We start from the raw sequence: 19065 nt of genomic DNA, 5'->3' as shown, positions 1-19065 counted from the left end.
CCCCCGCTGCTTCCCGACCGCACGATCGATTCGACCGTTCGTCTCCTCGAGAACGACTTCGAAAGGCGGTACCCAAGATGTCGTCTTTGCCGGAGAAGTGCCGACTACCCGCGCGATCCTGTGACCGAGGCCGGTGCACTGGTCCACCCCGAGCACTACGACAAGGTCATGAGCTATATCGAGATCGGCAAGGGCGAAGCCCGCCTTGGTGGCCGGCGGCGGCCGGGCCGAAGGCTTCGAGCAGGGCAACTTCGTGACCCCCACCGTGTTCGCCGACGTCGCACTCGACGCCCGTATCTTCCAGGAAGAGATCTTCGGACACGTCGCGGCGATCACCCCGTTAGACACCGACGACGAAGGACTCGAACTGGCCAACTGCGTCAAATACGTTCTCGCAGAATATTTCTGGACCAACGACCTTGAACGTTCGCACAACTTCGCCCAGGCCATCGACGCCCGGCATGGTGTGGCTCCAACAACGTCCGCGACCTGCGCACCCCGTTCAGCGGCCTCAAAGCGGGCGTCGGCCACGAAGGCGGCTACCGCTCCATCGACTTCTACACCCAGCAGCAAGCCGTGCACATCACGCTCGGCAAGGTACACAACCCGACCTTCGGCAAAGCCGACCCAGCCAAGCACTGACGCAGACAAGCACTGACTCCCCTTCACCTTTCGACAAGGACCACGACATGACCATCACCCCTAGTCCGTCGTCACGCGCAGCAGCCCCATCCGCTCAGCAAATCAGATGCTGCTCACCCAGCATCAAAAGACGGATTCGAAAAGCCCGGAAAGCGATACATAGCCGGGATTTCATCCGGACCGAAGTGGTGAGTGTCAACGGCGATCGAAAAGGGCACCCGTGTTCCGATTTTAGTGGACCGCTGAATGAGCGCACGGCCAATCGACGCTAGCCAGTGCTCCGCGGTCACGTTCACACCGCCGCTGCGATGGTGTTCTTATCAATTTGGCAGCTGACGGCACGCTTAAACCCGACAATCGGTTGATACACCGATTGCACAGCCCCAATGTCGCGTGGTCCGGCCCTCGACAGCGTCGACCACATCTTCGACATCCATCGATACACCCATTGAGAAGGGCTGATATGGAAGACAACTCTCGATCGGAGAGACGGATAGGATCCGGAGTGCTGATCGATGAAACCAATTCTCGTGCGGTCAACCTGGGCAACCCAGGCGGAGCTGACATCATGTCAGATCAGAACCCCCGACACCGGTACTACACACTGCCAGCGAGCTGGTCGACACAACCACTGGCACGACCCGTACCCGAGGATCGTCGACCCGAGGATCGTCGACGAGTCCGGCGTTAACGCCGCCGGACAGACGTCTGCGGTGCACACGTTGCATATCCCGGGCCGGAGTCGTGTGCGGAGAAGACACCCCACACCGCGATGGGTATCCCCGCGAAGCGCACAATCATCGATAGATCGGCCACGCACCGGTAAGCGATTCACACAATGGACCTGACTGGGGTCGATGCACGACTCCTCACCCGCTCCGGCGAGCTGACTGTCTACAGGACGCGGATCTACTCGCTCTGAAACCACTGCGGTCAAGAGCCCCCAATCCTCCCATGTGATTAATTCCACACACGACGCCCGTCGATGCTGCGTAAGAACTCGGTCCATTCTGGACATAGAGGGGTGTGGAGAACATGATGCGGAGGGCAGATCAAGACCGCTTCGCCAGTCTGGCAGCCGAGGTTGTCGAACCGCTACGCCGGTACTTGGCTCGTCGAACCGACACCGCCACCGCTGAGGACCTCCTGAACGAGACCCTCCTGGTGTGCTGGCGCCGACTCGACGATGTACCGACCGATAGCCCGGTGCCCTGGGCGATCGGAGTTGCCCGACTCAACTTGGCCAATGCGCAGCGTTCCGATCGCCGCCGAGAACGCCTAATACATGCCATCGCCGCAGCCGATCCACTTTCTTACATACACCACGAACCATTAGATGACCGGGCGTCTGTACAAGTGGCATCAGCGTTGACAATGCTATCGGATAATGACGCCGAGGTGCTGCGACTCTGGGCGTGGGAGCAGCTCGGACCTGCCGAGATCGCCCGCTCACTCGACATTAGTGTCAATGCGGCCGCAGTACGCCTTCACCGGGCCAAAAATCGCCTGCGTACTCACCTGATAAAACTCCGATGAGTACGAGTTGGTTCCGTCAACCTTCCGCTTCCTCAGGAGACGACCTCAATGAATGACATCCCGCGAGACGGTAACACTGCACCACTCGGTGCCGAACTCGACGACGAGCAACTACGTACCCTGGTCCGCTCGGCCGACCCCGCCCGAAATCTGCGCCCCTTGCCACAGTCCGACCTTTTGGAACGACTGAACGGCGCAATCTCGGCCGACCGTCGAAAGCTTCGTGACACCACTGATACCGTCAGTCCCATACATCGGAAGCGTAATCGGTGGGCGCTCGTCGGCATCGCAACCGCATCCGCCGCAACGGTATTAGCGGTGAGCGTCGGCACCGGAGGTTCGGCCATGACAACTCTCACCACGCCCACTGCGACCGCGGGCGCTCCATCGACGAGTTGCGCCGCAGTGACCACCGAAGGACTCCGATACCGACAAGTTGCTTTCGAGGCCACGGTCACCGATATCGTCGACGGCCAGGTGAAACTAAACGTCACCCAGCGATTCACTGGCAACGTAGAAGACACGGTAGGAATTCCACAGCAGCCCGCAGATTTGCCATCCGAATTCACCATCGGCGAATTGATCGACGGACAGTCCTATCTGATCTCGGCCGACGACGGCGTCATCGCGACGTGTGGACAGAGCGGCCCGTCCACCGATGAACTTCGGTCAATTTATCAGAATGCTTTCGGTGGCTGACCGATACAGAACTTGAACTGTCGATTACCTTACCCCGTGCGTATCGCGGTGGCGTCAGCTGCCGACCTCCCTCAAACAACAAACCAACGACCCCCCGAACAGCGCTACCGATACCGAATCGAAAAAGACAGGCACAGGGCCGAGTTGATACGGGACGTGTTACTCGCTGCCGGATTCAGACCCGCCGCAACAACCGAAATTGTCGTGGCGCGTCCTCGTTGGGTCAAACCACGTTGACGGTGTGACAAGTAGTTGATCGAGAAATGGCCGAAGTGGACCGGGCGATTGTCCATTTATCGGGGAATGCTCAACACCTCGAAAGGAGGTGCGGCACTATCTGTTACGTAATATCTATTCCAGGTCATATTACCCACATTGTAACCTGCTATATCTGGAACGGGGTGATTGGCTGCAGCCATCAATCGCTGGAACCTATCGATCATGACATTGTAGGTAGTCATATATGTATTCATCTGGGTGCGGATGTTGCCAACGATACCGATCGTCGCCGCAGTCGCGGCCGCAATTAGAGCGATTATTGTGACAGGGGTCGCCCCGGCCACGATCAGGCCTCCAGCGCCGACAGCGATGCCGGGGAGCGCAGCGGCACCCCACTGTGCGGCCGCGACGCGGTAGTTTGCGTATTGCAGATTGAGTTGGTAGGCCGTATCCAAGAAAGCGTCGAGCGCAGACTGGACTGGACCGGTGTTGTGTGTTCGCAAAGTTTGTGTGTAATACCGCATTCCGTTCGCCCCGACCACCTGGACCCGGACGTACAGAATGCCGTTCTCACGATAGACTAGGGCACCGAACCCGTTGACGTTGATGCGGGATGTTTCCAATTGTCCTCGCCGTGCTTCGAAGATTCCGACCCTGGGGTCGATCGGACGCATTGGCAACAATCGTCCACGCGCGCCACCGATCTTCGACCAGTATTGAGTGCCGCCGTTGTAGTCGAAGCGGGCTTGCTGGATGATGTTGGAGCCGTCAACCCATTGCGCCCCGAGAGTACCTCCGCCGAAGTTGGTAGCGATCAATTCCTGGTGGCCAGCACCAATTTGGAAATGCAGCACGGTGTACTTTCGCTGAGACGCTAGTGCACGCGGTGCAAGTCCAAGGCCTAGGGAACTCGCTGCGCCGCCTGCCAGTAGTGCTGCGCTTCCCGTCAACAACTTGCGACGACCGATTTCGTTCATATTCAAAACTCCAAGCTTTCCGTTCGGGCGGGGTGCACGGTCGACGCCACCGGTTCCGATCGATCCGCGCCAGATCAAAGTAAGAGAGAGCGGGCGGATTCGGCCAGGTCTTGAATCTCAAGGAAAGTTGCTCTCACTGTCCAATTTACGTGTAAATCCGAGTCCCACCTGGGCGACAGGGGCCTACCGGTCCACCGGTCAGGACTATTTAGTGATCAGGATCATGGGAATCGAGTCATCCGACTACCGAAAAGCGCTCGGTTGCAGGTTAATTCTGAAGGAACACTGCTTGTACGGTCCACAACGAGATGGTGGATGCGGCCACGGAAAGGCGGATCCACCATGTATGTGTGGAGGGGTCGGCGTATCGTGAGCATGCCGTGGAGGATCGGGTGATGTCGCGCGAGGGCTGCGTACCCCGTCCTTTGCCGGTCGCCGATGTCCTGCTCCGGGGCGGGAATTGGAGCCAACAAGGCAACTCTGGCCCCTGATGAGTCAGCAGCCAGCGTGCATGGAATTCGACTACCACGGTCCTGGTGGATTCGCGTCGAGTCACCAACAGGGACCATGTCCAGTTTCAGTCACGCTTGGTCTCGTTCCGTCCAGCGGCGGGCATCAGGTGATGGCTACGTCGAGCCTGCTGTTCTAAATACCTCAAATGACCATCCGTCGTGAATTGCTCGACTTATGTTCATTGATTTCACCGTGCTTATCGACGCAATGTAGCTAATTGAACACTATCTGAACTCGATATAAGCCGAAGCCAATGTATTTACTATTCGGTTGATGAATAGTTGGTCCTTCAATCCGCGGTGCAGACCAGCCGTCCTTCGTCTACACAGCGATACCGTAGCCATCGCGTTTGAGTCGCCCATTATCTTTTAGGCGGTCCTTGAAACCGAGGGCTGCGGTCGCCAGACCTGGTATGACTTCTTGCCCCTGTCATCAATGATCCGGGGGGGGTGGTGTCGCTGGGTGTGGTGGCATCGATGAACCGCTGATAGGGACAGGGCCGCTGATCCTGAGCAGGTCTCTTCATAACGTGGGTGTCGGGTATCGATGTCGGATCGGCGACCGGTGGTAAACCGGACGAAGGACTGCTTCATGGACACGAGTTACGCCGTGTTTTGCGGCATTGACGTGGGGAAATCCGAACACCACGCTGTCGGTCTCGCCGCCGACGGCACCCGCCTATACGACAAGCCCTACCCAACGACGAGGCTCGTCTACGCACTGTGTTCGACCGTCTCGCAGTGCACGGGCCGTTGTTGATCGTGGTCGATCAGCCCAACACGATCGGCGCCCTACCGGTGACCGTCGCCCGCTCCTGCGGTCATCAAGTGGCGTACCTTCCAGGACTGTCGATACGCCGAATCGCAGATCTGTATCCCGGACAGGCCAAGACAGATGCGCTGGACGCGTTCATCATCGCCGACACCGCCAGGACCATGCCCCACACGCTGCGGCGCGTCGACACCGGCGACGACACGCTCGCCGAGCTCGGTGTTCTGATCGGTTTCGATGACGACCTCGCCAGGCGAAGCGACCCGTGTCAGAAACCGAATTCGCGGACTGCTCAACGGTATTCATCCCGCACTCGAGCGAGTCCTCGGACCGCGGGTCACGCACCCTGCCGTGGTCGAGATCCTCTCCCGATGCGGTGGCCCCGCCGGAATTTGCGCCGCAGTGCAGGTTCGGAGGTTATGATTTCGCTGTAGGATTGTTCTGGTCAAGTCAAAATTTCGACGTCAGATTCTTATCATGAAAGGCAGCACCGCGCTGTGGCAAAGAAAACAACTGTCCAATTGGTCGACGATATCGACGAGACAATCATCGATGACGGCACCGGAGAATCGATCGAGTTCAGTGTGTCTGGCGTCGACTATGTCATCGACCTGAGAAACAAGAACGCCACCGAATTTCACCGCAAGCTCGACTACTACATCGAGCACGCCACCCGGGTCGGTGGGCGCAGGCGGCGCCCCTCTCCAGCCGGTGCTGTTACCCCTTCTGCAGAGTCCGGTTCCGCAGCAACAAATTCGAAGCCGAAGCGCGATCCTGAGCAGACCCGGGCGATCCGCCAATGGGCAGTCGACCAGGGTTATGACATCAGCGAACGTGGCCGAATTCCAGCAGACATCGAAGAAGCGTACAACACATCACACTGAGTCATCCCGGAACCGGCGGCGCGGACTCCGGTCCGCCCACCGATGTCCCGAGTTAAACACGTAGCGACTAGCGCGCACTGATCAAGACTCCGCTCGACGCATGGACGGCGTAGACCCGCAGGCTATGACCCCCGCGTTCCTGCCCACCATCGAACTCGATGCGCCCACGCGGTCCGGGCTGGCCGTGCTGCCGTACACGCACTTCACCGTCGGGATCGACCCCGCCCGGCGTCTCGCAGCATCCACGGCGGTGAACATCGACGGATCCGGGCTGCGGGAGGTCGAGCGCGGTGACGATTGGCGACTCGATCCGAGGTTGCTGGCTACGCAGCAGGCCGGACCGGAGCTGTACGCCAGAAACGATCTCGACCGCGGACACTTGGTGCGCCGCCCCGACCCCGTCTGGGGCACCTCCGCGATCGCCGAGCAGGCCAACGCCGACACCTTCCACTACACCGTGTGCGCACCCCAGACAGCGACCCTGAACCAGTCGAAAACCTTGTGGCTCGGCCTGGAGGACTACGTGCTCGAACACGCCCGTCAGTACGGCCAGCGGCTGTCGGTGTTCTCCGGCTGCATCTTCGCCGCCGACGACCCGGTGTACCGGGGTGTGGCAATCCCCCGCCGGTTCTTCAAAATCGCTGCCTGGGAACAAGAGTCGGAGCTCGCGGCGACCGGGTACGTCCTCGATCAAACACCGTCGCTGGGCCCGATCCTCGAACGCCCCGCCAGTGCCGACACCGCTACTCCCCCCGCTCGGCCCGTACCGGACCTTCCAAGTACCGATCGAGGACATCGTCGTAGCCACTGAACTGTCGATGAACCAACTCGTCGCAGCGGATCGGTATGCGCTTCAGCCTGCGGCGCGGTTGGGGCCTGGGCGGTGGACCGAACTGGCTTCCTACACCGATATTGTTCTCTGACAGGCAGGTCGGTTTCGCGAAAGGCGGCTCCAGGAAGGCCACGGGTCAGGGAGCGCGGTGTTCGGCCGCACCTTCGGAGTACACCACGACTCCGTTCTCCTTCACCCACGTCTCATCGCCACCGCCGCGATGCTCGACGAGCAACTCGACCGTCGGGATCTCCGCAGCAAGTGCATGATCGAACGCCGTCCGCGCGTTGCGGCCGCAGATCGTCACCTCGGTGTCGCCGGTGTAGAGCGCATCGATGACGAAACTGGGGATGAAGCGGCCACCGAGCGGATCGCCGCCGTCGATCGCCTTCGAACGCATCAGAGCGGCCGGGCTGCGCGGTCCCGCTGCGATCGAGGCATACCTGGTGGAGTGCCTTGCGGTTGCCGATCACCTGATCCTTCCTCTGCGCGGCACCCGCCGTTGCTCGATCACCACGCTCTGCGTGCGCGCGATCGCATCGTCGACGCAGTGGAGGCGCATCGGACCGCGTGACGTCTGAGCGGACGGCACCATCCGCTCAGACGTCATCACGCTCGACGTCATTGTGCGCGCAACGATGATCGGACGGCCCCTGCATTCATCGCTGGATTGGCCGTTGACCGCGCGGCGCCACACCACCACGTTCGTGCGCGGGATCGGTGTGGACCACGCCGGCGCGAACTCCACCACCGCGCGGCCGAACCGCGGCTGACGGCAGGCTCGGCGCCTGCCATATCCGCCGAGGCACTGCTGCGAACCCGCACCCGTTTCGGTAATGCACACGGACGATCGCGCGTGAGCCTCACGGTTAGCTGAGCACGAAGAGTGGACGAGGGCTGAAGTGGGACTCTGCCAAGGTGTTGGCAATCTTCACTGTCGGCCGTACCGCGCGATCCGGCAGCGATACCAGTCCGATTGTGCCGATATTCGCGAAGATTGATTCAGCTGTCGACTCATATCAGGGCCTGTCGGTGCTGTGAGAGGGAACCCTGGGGTGCGGTAAATGACTGGGGGGGACTGGCATTCTAGGCGGACAGCTAATGCGCCGACGGTCCCGATATCCATCGATCGCAAGGTTGAAATGTCCGGAATGGTTAGATGTGGCGACCGCGGGTAAAGACGGTCTGGAAGTTTGGGTACCACGTGCAGACATGGGATCGAGAAGGGAAGGGCATGAGCGAAAACAACGACGTGCTCTGTGCCCGCGCTGCCTCGGGCGCCGAGTCGAAGCGCTGAATCGAGGACGACGTCATCGATACATTCCTCATTATCGTGTCTGCGCTTCTGCTGCTGAGTTTGCTGGTCAGCCTCGTCAGGGTCGTGCTCGGCCCCTCTGATCGTGATCGAGTGATGGCTTTGGCCCTGGTGTCCACCACCGGCGTCGCCGTACTCCTCGTGCTTGCTCAGGCCATTGATACTGCCGCCCTTCGCGATGCCGCACTTGCCCTGGCCGTGGTGGCCGCTCTGATGGTCGCTGTGCGCATCGTCGGCGAGCGGCAGCGCGATCTGCTGCCAGACGAGCGCAGCGAAGACGATGCTGGGACGGTCTGAATGATTCTGGACATCGCTACTGTCGTTCTTGTCGTCGTCGGACTGTTTTTCTATGCGGCCGGTTCGATCGGTGTTCTGCGTTTTCCGGACTATCTCAGCAGGTTGCACGCACTGACCAAAGCTGACAACGTCGGACTGGGCTTCGTTGTTCTCGGTCTCATTCTGCAGTCGGGTTCGGCAGCGGTGTCAGCGAAACTGTTCATCATCTGGGGTCTCGCTCTACTCTCCGCTGCAACTGCTGCTGCTCTGCTTGCGCGTAGCGCTGGTCGATCGGAGCCGAAGCTATGACGGCAGCAGCTGTTATCGACGTGCTCATAGGCATGGGTGTCCTCGGCACCGCACTGGTGGCTTTGTTCGCGCGCGAGCGCATCACCGCCGTCGCCATATTCCTGGCTCTCGGCGTACTGCTGACCGTTCTGTGGGCCCGTCTGGGTGCGCCCGATATTGCACTGGCCGAGGCCGCTATTGCCTCCGGCGTAACCGGCGCGCTGCTGATGGCCGCGACCACCGGCGGGCGCGTCGGGGACCGGCCGGCGCCTATCCGCCGGGTCGCCGCCGCTGCCGAGATTGCATTCGGTCTCGGCGTTGCTGGCGGTCTGGGCGCCGCCTTCATCGGTGCGACCCGGGCCGGGAACGGGTCTCCCGCAGTGGGTCGTGCATTGCCTCTTGACGAAGCGGTGGTTCCTCATCTAGTCACTGCCGTCCTTCTCGAATTCCGCTCATATGACACCCTCCTCGAAATTGCCGTGCTCTTCACCGCGGTGGTGGTCGCGCTTTCGCTTCATCCGGGTGGAGTTCTTCGTGTCGGCCCGCAGGAGGCTGATCAGCGTCCGACGTTCGATGGCTTCGTGCGCTTCCTCATCCCGGTTGTAGTGCTGGTCGCTGCGTGGTTTCTTTTCGCCGGTTCCAGCCGCCCGGGTGGCGCCTTCCAAGCTGGAGCCGTCGTCACCGGCGCGCTGTTGTTGCTGCACCTGTCCGGTCGAACGGTATTGCTTGGAGGCCGCTGGACAAACTTGTCTCTGACGGCCGGTCTCATCGGGTTCCTGGTCGCCGCCGTGCTCACCGTAGTCCTGGGCGACGGTTGGTTCGTTCTTCAATCACCCTGGGGCTCGTGGGTCGTACTCGCCATCGAGGCGGTGCTGACCGCGACCATCGGCGTCGGACTGGCGTTGCTCTACCTGGCCGGTCGACATCCTGCTTACTCGTATTCATCCCTCGATAAGTCCGGACAGAGCCGATGACCCGGTCCGAGTGGTACCTCGCGCTTGGCGCAGCCCTCTTCGTACTCGGCTCCGTACGCGTCTTGCTGACGACCGATCTCGTTCGCCGTGTCGTTGCAGTGAACGTCGCGGGCGCCGGCACCCTGATCATCCTGATCGCCTTGGCCGCACCGGACACCGGTCGGCCAGATTCGGTACTGCACGCATTGGCGTTGACCGGCATCGTCATCACGGTCAGCCTTAGCGGATTGGCACTGGCGCTGGCCCGCCACATCGAAGCCAACGACCTCATCGACGCGAACACCAACGATACGAACAGAAACGACGAACAAGCCGAGAGTGACTCGTGAGTACCTGGCTCCCTCTCCTGATATTCGCGCCGCTGATCGGCGCATCACTGGCCGTGATGTTGCCGCGGTGGGGCGCGGCCGTGACTGCCGTGTGTTCTGTCGCGGTACTGGGCTTGTCGATCGCTGTCACACGTACGGTTCTCGGCGGTGCGCCGGTATCGACCGAGCTCTCCGGATGGGCGCAGCCTGTCGGAATCGGACTGCGCGTCGACGGCCTGAGTGCGGCGATGCTGCTCCTCACAGCAGTGGTCGGATCCGCCATCGCGATCTACGCGTCGGCGACCGAGAAGGCCAGGGGCAACCGCTTCTTCTGGCCATTGTGGATGCTGCTCTGGGCCGGACTCGACGCCGTTTATATCGCCGCCGACCTCTTCAATACCTATGTGGCGCTGGAACTTGTCACCGTCGCAGCCGTCGGGTTGGTGGCGATCGGTGGCCGTAATTCACTCGCTCCTTCGTTGCGCTACCTGTTCGTCGGAATCCTCGGTTCACTGGGCTTCCTGATCGCCGTCGCACTGATCTACTCCGAGGCCGGCACCCTCTCGATCGCCGACGTGAGTGCCGCGCTCACGCCCGGAATCGGTGTCACGACTGCGCTGGTGGTCGCCACCGTCGGTCTGGGGCTCAAGACGGCGTTGTGGCCCCTGCACGCATGGCTACCTCCCGCGCACGCCGGATCACCCTCTGCCGTAAGCCCGTTGATGTCCGCCCTGGTGATCAAGGCATCGTTCTACGTTCTGGTTCGATTGTGGATCTCGCTACCGGCGTCGGATATCGTCGTCGCACTGGCACAGGTGGTCGGGGTGTTGGGTGCCGTCGCATTGCTGTGGGGATCGGTGGCGGCTCTGCGTCAGAGCAGCTTGAAGCGGGTAGTGGCGTACTCGACAGTCGCGCAGGTGGGATATTTCTTTCTGCTCTTTCCGATTGTGGCACCAGGGCTGCTTCCCGACGCCGAGCCTGCAGCGATCGAGGCTGCGGCACTGGGGTTTCAGGGCGTGTTGGTCTTCTTGATAGCGCATGGACTCGCCAAGGCTGCGATGTTCTCCGCTGCCGGAGCACTCACCTTCGCGCACGGTACCGACGACCTTTCGTCTATGCAGGGTGCGTCGGTACGTAATCCGCGGGCAGTGTTCGCATTCGCCGTTGCGGGTGTTTCTTTGGCCGGTCTGCCGCCGACACTGGCGTTCACCGGCAAGTGGCAGATACTGAGCTCCACCCTCGAGTCCGGCCAGTGGTGGTGGCTCGCGTTCGTTCTCGTGGGCGGAGTCGCGACGTTCTCGTACACCGTGCGCGTCGTCGCGATCACCATGGCTCCGGTTCGGGATGAGGTCGCGTGGACGCGGCCGCCGCGCCGGATGGAGTGGGTGCCTCTGGTTCTTGCTGCGTCGGTCGTGGTGCTCGGGGTGCAGGGTTCACTAGTTCTGAGCCTCACCGACCTTTCGGGGGTACTGCAGTGACGCAATATCTTCCGTTGCTGATTCTGGCGACCTCGCTCGTTCCCGGTCTGGTCGTATTCTTCGTTCCCGAGGATCGTGAAAGGCTGCGTACGATTCTCAACCTGGCGGGTGCGGTCGCAAAGGTCCTGCTCGTCGGTAGCTTGATCGGCGCAGCGGTCGACGGTGAGCGCTTCGAGTGGCGCTCGTCGTTCGTTCCCGGTATCGACCTGGTCTTGCGCGTGGAACCGTTCGCGCTGTATTTCTTGGCACTGTCGGCCGTTCTGTGGCTCCTCACCACCATCTACGCCATCGGTTACTTCGGTGGGTCGCCGGAGCGGAGTCGCTTCTTCGGCTTCTTCGGCCTCTGTGTTGCAGCGACGAGTGGCGTTGCGCTGGCGGGTAATCCGGTGACGTTCCTGATCTTCTACGAGCTGCTCACTCTTGCCACCTATCCACTGGTGATTCACAACCGGACGAAGGAAGCGTTGGCGGGCGGTCGTACGTATCTCACGTACACGCTTGTCGGTGGCCTGTCCATTCTTCTCGGAATCGTGTGGTTGACAGCGGAGATCGGGTCGGTCGACTTTTCGGATCGCGGCAGCCCGGAGATGGCTGCATTTGCAGCCGAGAAGCCGGCGACGGCAATCGCCATCTTCGTCCTCATCCTCGCCGGGCTCGGCGTCAAGGCTGCTCTGTTTCCGCTGCACGGTTGGCTGCCGCGCGCGATGGTCGCACCCGCCCCGGTCAGTTCGCTTCTGCACGCGGTGGCCGTCGTCAAGGCCGGCGTGTTCGGCATCGTGCTGCTTGTCGACTACATCTACGGTATCGAAGTCGCCGCCGAACTCGGGGTGCTCACCCCACTTACCGTCCTTGCGTCCGTTACCATCGTCTACGGATCCGTACAGGCCCTCCGACAGGACGGACTCAAGGCGCGACTGGCCTTCTCGACCGTGAGCCAGGTCGCCTACGTGACACTCGGTGTCTCGATCACCAGCGTGCTCGCAACCACCGGAGCCATCGCGCACATCGTCAATCAGGGCCTGATGAAGATCACCATGTTCTTCTGCGCCGGTCTATTAGCGGAGACGTTGGGACTGACCAAGATCAGTCAACTCTCGGGGGTCGGTAGGCGCATGCCGTGGACATGCGCGGCATTCTCGGTGGCCGCGGTGGGAATGATAGGCATTCCGCCGATGGCCGGGTTCCTGAGCAAGTGGTATCTGGCAACCGGTTCGGTCGACGCCGGGCAGTACTGGGTTGTAGCGGTTCTTGTCATCTCGAGCCTGCTCAATGCCGCGTACTTCTTGCCGATCATCTACCGCATGTGGTGGTTGACGCCGGAACCGGAGACTTGGACCGACCATGGACGCGGTCGCTTCGAGGCAACGCTGCCGATGCTCGGGCCCGTCGTACTCACCGCAGTCGCAACTATTGTGGTGGGTGTGCTTGCCGGAGTGCAGTTCTCGCCGCTGAATCTGGCACGTGTGATAACCGAAGGAATATACGGCGTATGAGTACCATGCAGGCATTATTGTGGATCAGCGCGGCGGGCGCGCCGATAGTGACCATCGCAGCGCTCACATTGACCCACGGACACAACGCGCGCATGACGGCGTTGCGCCGGCGCCGAATCGACAGCTTGGCTGCACTTTCGATCGCACCTACGGTGGTTCTTGCGGCTGTGGGACCTGCAGCAGGAACTGTCAGTTTGCCGTGGCTGCTACTCGGAACCGAACTCGAGGTCGACCGTATCGGTCGACCCCTGTTACTTGTCGCGGCCCTGCTCTACAGCACCGCTGTGATTACAGTGCACTCCAGATCCTTTCCGCGCCAGCATGTCCTGATCGCATTTCTGCTCGCGTGCTTCGTCGGCAATGCCGGAGTCTTCGTCGCAGCTGATGTGGTGACGTTCTACCTGTCGTTCTCGGTCATGAGCATCGCCGCGTTCGGGGTCATCGTGCACAGCGGATCCGCGCCCGCCAGACGTGCCGGGCGCATCTACCTGAGTCTCACGATCCTGGGCGAAATGATGATCTTGGTGGCGCTCGTGTTGATCGCCGAGGCAGGTGGCCTTCTGATCGCCGACGCCCCCGCGGCGGTAGCTTCGTCCGGCAATCGCACTGTCATCGTCGCCCTTGTATTGTCCGGTTTCGCGATCAAAGCCGGAATCGTACCGATGCATGTCTGGCTCCCACTCGCCCATCCCGCAGCACCGCCGCCTGCGAGCGCTGTCCTCAGTGGTGCGATGGTCAAAGCCGGATTGGTGGGATGGCTTCGGTTCCTTCCTCTCGGTGAGGTGGCGATGCCGGCGTGGGGGCTTGCCCTGGTGATCTTCGCACTGTTAGGTGCGTTTGCCGCTCTTCCTGTAGGTGTGCTGCAACGTGACCCGAAGGTTCCGTTGGCGTACAGCACTATCGGGCAAATGGGTTTTCTCGCCGTATTGGTCGGAGTTGCTCTGGCTACACCTGAGTTGGCGGCCGCGTGCATCTTGGCCGCGGTGGTCTACGCTGTGCACCACGCGATGGCCAAAGGTGGGCTCTTTCTGTCGGTGTCGATCTGGAAGACTCACGGCGGCGGACGTTTGAAATGGCCTGTGATCGGAGTGATGACCCTGCTCGGGTTGGCGGTGGCAGGTGCTCCGCTCGGTAGCGGTGCCATTGCCAAATATGCTGCGAAGGACGCCATCACCCCGGCGTCACTGGGCGGGTTCGATCTGATCTCCTTACTGCCGTGGGTCGGTACCGTCTCCACACTGCTGGTGCTGCGGGCCGGCTATCTGCTGCTCACCGGTCCGGTGGCTGCACCGCGTCACGCGGACCCCGCTCTGTGGGCCTGGTTCCTGCTCTCGGTCGGAGGTGTCGCGGTCACCTGGCTCCTAGCCGAGCGTTGGGCTCCGCTACTTTCGGTCCCCGAGCTCGACGCCGTGACACTCTGGGAAGCACTGTGGCCCATACTCGTCGGTGTGATCGTCGCTGCCGCCGCGCTGATGCTCGCGCGCAGACGCCCCAGCGGCGACCGCCTCTTCCATCCCGACGGCACGATCGTTCCACCCGGCGACATCATCGTCCCGCTCGAACACGCACTCGCCGCCGCACACGCACGCACCGTCGCGGTATCCACCGAGGGAGTCACGCGTCGCCTGTCCACAGTTGTACGTAGAGTAGGGACCTTGGCGGGGGCGTCCACCGACTCCGTCGAGCGCAAGCTCTCCGTCTGGTCGGCCTCGGGGATAGCAGTGCTTGCCGTCCTGTCTGTAACCGTCGCTGCGGCGGTGCTGTCATGATCGTTCTACGTGCCGCTGTCCTGCGTTTCCTTGTCCTGTATGTGGCGTGGTGGGCAATCAGCGAGGGCGATCTGTCGATGGCCGGCTACGGGGTGTTCGCTGCCCTGAGTGCCACCGCAGCGAATCTCGCCCTGCTGCAGCCCAGACCGAGTCCGCCACTGCTGCGTCGACTACCTGCGCTCGCTCGTTTGATCGGCTGGTTCGTTCGGCAATCCGTCCTCGGAGGGGTCGACGTGGCCAAGAGGGTACTCCGGCCCACCGTGGACGTTGACCCCGAGATCATCACCGTTCCGATCGAGACTCGCAGCATTCTCGGGCGCGTGACAATCGCCGACATCAGCTGTCTCACACCCGGTTCTCTGTCGGTCGATTTGTCGGAGGACGGGCTGCTCTTGCACGTATTGCACCGTGAACTACCCATACGGGCACAGATCGCAGAGCTCGATGAGATGATCGCCCGGGTTTTGCCCGATGACCCCGAAACGAAGGTTGAATCCTGATGCCGCAGAGTCATGACAAACGCCCGTACCGGGTTCCGCGCACCCGTCCGTTCGCGGACGAGGACTACCTTCCGATCGAGGACCACGGACTCATCGGCGACGGTCAAACCTGCGCGCTCGTTGCGCGCGACGGAACAATCCCGTGGCTGTGCCTGCCGCAGTTCGACTCTGCGCCTTATCTTGCCGGAATACTGGACCGCAACATCGGTGGCACGTTCTCCATCGCCCCGCGCGGGCTCACCGGCGGTGAACAGGAATACCTGCACGACACCGCAGTTCTGGTCACCACCCTCGACTGCCCCGACGGCACCGTGCAAATCACCGACGCCATGACGCTACGGTCCGGCGCGGATCTGGCCGAAATCGCCGACGCGAGCCGTCGGGAATTGATTCGAGTCGCTCGCGTCGTCACCGGCACTGTCGAACTCGACGTCCGGCTTGCAACGCGTCGGCGTCAACTATTCGGCCGCGAGGGCGGTATGTGGACGCTGACGTCACCGGACCATCCCGACCTGACGTTGCGACTGCGGACTTCTCACGATCTGACAGTCGCAGAGGACGGCTCCCTCGGTGCCACGATCTCACTGCGGGCCGGTGAGGCTTTCTCGACCACTCTCGTGTGGTCACCGGACAATTCGCTCAGCACCCGGGTCGATCCGGCATCGATGATCGATCAAACGGCCGAGGTGTGGCGGCGCTGGATGACGAACGTGCACTACGAAGGTCCCGCCCGGCATCTGGTGCGCCGATCGGCGTTGACACTCAAGCTGCTCGACCATTCCACGACCGGTGCCATCATGGCGGCAGCCACCTCGTCACTTCCAGAACACGTTGGCGGCGTGCGTAATTGGGACTACCGCTACACCTGGGTGCGCGACGCCGCGTTCTCCACCTACGCCCTCCGGCGGATCGGTCTCGGCAGCGAGGCGGACGCATTTCTCAACTGGACCCTGACCTGCGCCGAACGTGACGGCAAGCCCTCCATCATGTACACGCTCGACGGCGGCCAACCCCAGGAGGAGATCGAGGATCCCGATCTCGAGGGCTGGCGCGGCTCGGCCCCGGTTCGGTGGGGAAACGGCGCCGCCGGTCAGACGCAGCACGATGTCTATGGCGAGTTGCTCGACGTCGCCTTCCAGTGGACGCGCGCAGGCGGCAAGATCGACGACCACCTGTGGGAGATCCTCACCGAGCTGACCGAGTCCGTCATCGGGGTGTGGCGCACTCCGGACCACGGCATCTGGGAGATCCGCGACTCGGCCCGGCCGTTCACCTATTCCGTTGCGCTGTGCCATGTTGCAGTCGATCGTGCACTGCAGATCGCCGAGATATCGGGCCGCACCTGCCCTGTCGAGCGGTGGAAGAAGGCCGCTGACGAGATCCATGCCGAGCTGCTCGAGCGGTCCTGGGACGAGGACGCCGATACGTTCACCGAGCACCTCGCCGACGAGAACGGCACCGGGCACGGCGGACTCGATGGCTCTCTGCTCACACTGCCGCTGCGCCGCATCATCGATTTCGACGACTCGCGGATGGTGTCCACAGTGGACAAGGTCGTCGAGCGGTTGGACGCAGGCAACGGCCTGCTCTACCGATACCTGCACGACGAATCCTCGGACGGTCTACCCGGCAAGGAGGGCGCATTCCTGCTCTGCTCGTTCTGGTTGGTGGACAACCTCACCGGACAGGGCCGACTGGACGAGGCCGTGGCGCTGTACGAATCCCTTTGTGCCAGAGCCAATCATCTGGGCCTGCTCAGCGAAGAGATCGACCCGGCCGACGGCTCCTTCCTCGGGAACTTCCCGCAGGCCTTCAGCCACATCGGCATAATCGCCAGCGGCCATAGACTCGCACGGGCGCTCGGCGTGCAGTCATGATCGACACGCTGGTAATTCTCGGCGGCGACGGTGATCTCACCGGCCGACTGCTACTGCCGGCCCTGGCCCATCTCGCAGCCGACGGCGGGGCTATCCCCAACATTCGGGCAGTCGGCCGACAAGACTTCGATGACGACGCCTATCAGGCTTGGGCGGGTGAGCAATTGGGCGAACATGCAGCCGCGTCCACCGAGAAGTCGTGGGATGCCTTGATCGACGGGACCAGCTATCGCGTCGGCGATGTCACCGACCCTGCCGCCCTGCGTACCGCGTTGGACGGTGTCGACGGCCCGGTGGTGGTGTATCTGGCGCTACCCAACACCATTTTCGCGGCAACGCTGCGCGCGCTCGCCGAGATCTCGGTACCCGAAGGATCCGTCGTCGCGGTAGAGAAACCATTCGGCGTGGATCGCAGCGACGCGGCTGAGTTGAACAAGATTCTGCACCGCATCGTGCCCGAGACATCTACGTTCCGCATCGACCACTTCATCGCCAAGCGAACAGTGCTCAACGTTCTCGGCCTCCGGTTCGGCAACCGGCTGTTCGAGCCCGTATGGAACCACCATCACGTCGAGGCCGTCGAGATCGTCTACGACGAGGAACTCGGCCTCGAAGGGCGCGCCGGATATTACGACACCGCAGGTGCGCTGCGGGACATGCTGCAGAACCATCTGCTGCAGCTATTGGCACTCGTCGCAATGGAACCGCCGCAGTCGTTCGACGCGCTGACTCTGCCCGCCAGAAAGGCCGACGCACTGCGGTCGGTGCGCACAGTCGACCCGGTGGACAGCATCCGGGCACGTTACACCGCGGGCACCGTCGGGGATCGCACGCTGGGCGACTACGCCGAGCAGGACGGGGTCGACCCCGAGCGCACCACCGAGACGTATGCGGAATTGCGCTTGTACATCGACAATTGGCGGTGGACAGGAGTTCCCTTCGTGCTACGAACCGGCAAAGCGCTCGGTGCGGTTCGCAAAGAAATATGCGTACGATTCAAGCCCGTGCCGCACTCCCCGTTCGAAGGGCCGCACCCCGACCCCAATGAGCTACGACTCACACTCGACACCGATGGCATTGCCCTCGATCTCGACCTCAACGGTGAGGGCGACCCATTCGACCTGGAGCGACACACATTCACCGTCGAACCGCACGAATCGACGGTGCCCGCCTACGCAACCGTCCTGCGCACCATGCTCGCCGGCGACTCCTCGCTCTCCATCAGCGACATCGAAGCGGAGCAGAGTTGGCGCATCGTCGAAGATGTACTCGCCGCATGGGACAACAACGAGATTGCACTGCAGGAATACGAGGCGGGCTCGGACGGCCCGGATGACAGGTTTCTGTAGATGCCTGGACTACCGTCACGCGCATGCGGTCACCATGCGGGGTCGCACGGAAGCGCATACTTTAAATAGACACTGAAACAACACACTTCAATCGAAACCTCGGGGTGCGGCTACGAAAGTAGAGTGCGCGTTCCCTGCCCCAACGGAAGACAACCCACCAGCATCGAGTTCTCCACAATTGCGATATCGACTGCTGTCAAACTTACCGACGGAGGCGGCCATTGACGCTTGCATCCGTGACCGACAGTTATCGCACCGTCAAGACATCTGGCTCTTGTGACACGTTCGTGGGTCGCTAATCGCGCCTAAGCGGCCACACGCCGTCCCCCGTCTAGGTTTTGGCTTGTCGAAGGTCAAAACCGAAG

The 19065-nt window shown here is 61.8% G+C and carries 17 protein-coding genes and 2 pseudogenes; 17 read left to right on the top strand and 2 right to left on the bottom strand.

Annotated features, from left to right (window positions below; translation table 11 throughout):
• Positions 1–108 precede the first annotated feature (108 nt).
• The 3 genes and pseudogenes from CH292_RS26295 to CH292_RS28725 all read left to right on the top strand — a co-directional run.
• A pseudogene (locus CH292_RS26295) lies at positions 109–642 on the top strand (aldehyde dehydrogenase family protein); the annotation flags it as partial.
• 1035 nt (positions 643–1677) lie between these two features.
• Positions 1678–2178 carry an RNA polymerase sigma factor gene (locus tag CH292_RS29690; RefSeq protein WP_094656223.1) on the top strand — a complete coding sequence of 167 codons (501 nt, stop codon included), beginning with the start codon at positions 1678–1680 and terminating at the stop codon, positions 2176–2178.
• A gap of 405 nt (positions 2179–2583) precedes the next feature.
• On the top strand, positions 2584–2877 hold the full coding sequence (locus CH292_RS28725) for a hypothetical protein (RefSeq protein ID WP_143545803.1): 294 nt from the start codon (positions 2584–2586) through the stop codon (positions 2875–2877).
• 293 nt (positions 2878–3170) lie between these two features.
• Here CH292_RS28725 and CH292_RS26275 read toward each other — a convergent pair whose 3' ends face one another.
• On the bottom strand, positions 3171–4073 hold the full coding sequence (locus CH292_RS26275; RefSeq protein WP_143545802.1) for a hypothetical protein: 903 nt from the start codon (positions 4071–4073) through the stop codon (positions 3171–3173).
• 1104 nt (positions 4074–5177) lie between these two features.
• Here CH292_RS26275 and CH292_RS26270 point away from each other — a divergent pair.
• The 3 genes and pseudogenes from CH292_RS26270 to CH292_RS26260 form a co-directional block, all read left to right on the top strand.
• A pseudogene (locus tag CH292_RS26270) lies at positions 5178–5750 on the top strand (IS110 family transposase); the annotation flags it as partial.
• A 104-nt stretch (positions 5751–5854) separates the two neighbouring features.
• Complete coding sequence (locus tag CH292_RS26265) at positions 5855–6241, top strand: Lsr2 family protein (protein ID WP_094656118.1); 387 nt, start codon at positions 5855–5857, stop codon at positions 6239–6241.
• A 100-nt stretch (positions 6242–6341) separates the two neighbouring features.
• Positions 6342–7052: a DNA/RNA non-specific endonuclease gene (locus CH292_RS26260; RefSeq protein WP_218830205.1), complete on the top strand. Its 711-nt coding sequence runs from the start codon at positions 6342–6344 to the stop codon at positions 7050–7052.
• Positions 7053–7209: 157 nt separating this feature from the next.
• On the opposite strand, the gene CH292_RS26255 is transcribed toward CH292_RS26260, so the two are convergent.
• Positions 7210–7473, bottom strand: coding sequence for a hypothetical protein (locus CH292_RS26255; RefSeq protein ID WP_094656117.1), 264 nt, complete (start codon positions 7471–7473; stop codon positions 7210–7212).
• A gap of 238 nt (positions 7474–7711) precedes the next feature.
• Here CH292_RS26255 and CH292_RS29500 point away from each other — a divergent pair, with 238 nt between their 5' ends.
• The 11 genes from CH292_RS29500 (at position 7712) to CH292_RS26205 (ending at position 18700) form a co-directional block, all read left to right on the top strand.
• The gene (locus CH292_RS29500) at positions 7712–7846 is read left to right on the top strand and encodes a hypothetical protein (RefSeq protein WP_256978587.1); all 135 of its coding nucleotides are present in this window, start codon (positions 7712–7714) and stop codon (positions 7844–7846) included.
• Positions 7847–8406: 560 nt separating this feature from the next.
• On the top strand, positions 8407–8685 hold the full coding sequence (locus CH292_RS26250; RefSeq protein WP_094656116.1) for a monovalent cation/H+ antiporter complex subunit F: 279 nt from the start codon (positions 8407–8409) through the stop codon (positions 8683–8685).
• Positions 8686–8973, top strand: coding sequence for a monovalent cation/H(+) antiporter subunit G (locus tag CH292_RS26245; RefSeq protein WP_094656115.1), 288 nt, complete (start codon positions 8686–8688; stop codon positions 8971–8973). It begins immediately after the preceding gene.
• Entirely contained in the window at positions 8970–9926 is a 957-nt protein-coding gene (locus CH292_RS26240; protein WP_094656114.1) for a hydrogenase subunit MbhD domain-containing protein, read from the top strand. Before CH292_RS26245 ends, CH292_RS26240 begins: the two co-directional genes overlap by 4 nt.
• Positions 9923–10255, top strand: coding sequence for an NADH-quinone oxidoreductase subunit K (locus CH292_RS26235; protein ID WP_094656113.1), 333 nt, complete (start codon positions 9923–9925; stop codon positions 10253–10255). Before CH292_RS26240 ends, CH292_RS26235 begins: the two co-directional genes overlap by 4 nt.
• A complete protein-coding gene (locus CH292_RS26230; protein WP_094656112.1) occupies positions 10252–11712 on the top strand; it encodes a complex I subunit 5 family protein in 1461 nt (486 codons plus the stop codon). The genes CH292_RS26235 and CH292_RS26230 overlap by 4 nt, the downstream gene beginning before the upstream one ends.
• On the top strand, positions 11709–13205 hold the full coding sequence (locus CH292_RS26225) for a complex I subunit 5 family protein (RefSeq protein WP_094656111.1): 1497 nt from the start codon (positions 11709–11711) through the stop codon (positions 13203–13205). The genes CH292_RS26230 and CH292_RS26225 overlap by 4 nt, the downstream gene beginning before the upstream one ends.
• Complete coding sequence (locus CH292_RS26220; RefSeq protein ID WP_094656110.1) at positions 13202–14974, top strand: proton-conducting transporter membrane subunit; 1773 nt, start codon at positions 13202–13204, stop codon at positions 14972–14974. Before CH292_RS26225 ends, CH292_RS26220 begins: the two co-directional genes overlap by 4 nt.
• On the top strand, positions 14971–15474 hold the full coding sequence (locus CH292_RS26215; protein ID WP_094656109.1) for a Na+/H+ antiporter subunit E: 504 nt from the start codon (positions 14971–14973) through the stop codon (positions 15472–15474). Before CH292_RS26220 ends, CH292_RS26215 begins: the two co-directional genes overlap by 4 nt.
• Positions 15474–17351: a glycoside hydrolase family 15 protein gene (locus CH292_RS26210; RefSeq protein WP_094656108.1), complete on the top strand. Its 1878-nt coding sequence runs from the start codon at positions 15474–15476 to the stop codon at positions 17349–17351. The genes CH292_RS26215 and CH292_RS26210 overlap by 1 nt, the downstream gene beginning before the upstream one ends.
• Positions 17348–18700: a glucose-6-phosphate dehydrogenase gene (locus CH292_RS26205; protein ID WP_094656107.1), complete on the top strand. Its 1353-nt coding sequence runs from the start codon at positions 17348–17350 to the stop codon at positions 18698–18700. Before CH292_RS26210 ends, CH292_RS26205 begins: the two co-directional genes overlap by 4 nt.
• The last annotated feature ends 365 nt before the right edge of the window (positions 18701–19065 follow it).

Origin of the sequence: Rhodococcus sp. 14-2470-1a, assembly GCF_002259425.1 — a bacterium.
GTDB classification, from domain to species: domain Bacteria; phylum Actinomycetota; class Actinomycetes; order Mycobacteriales; family Mycobacteriaceae; genus Rhodococcoides; species Rhodococcoides fascians_E.
This window is presented reverse-complemented; position numbering and strand designations above follow the sequence as displayed.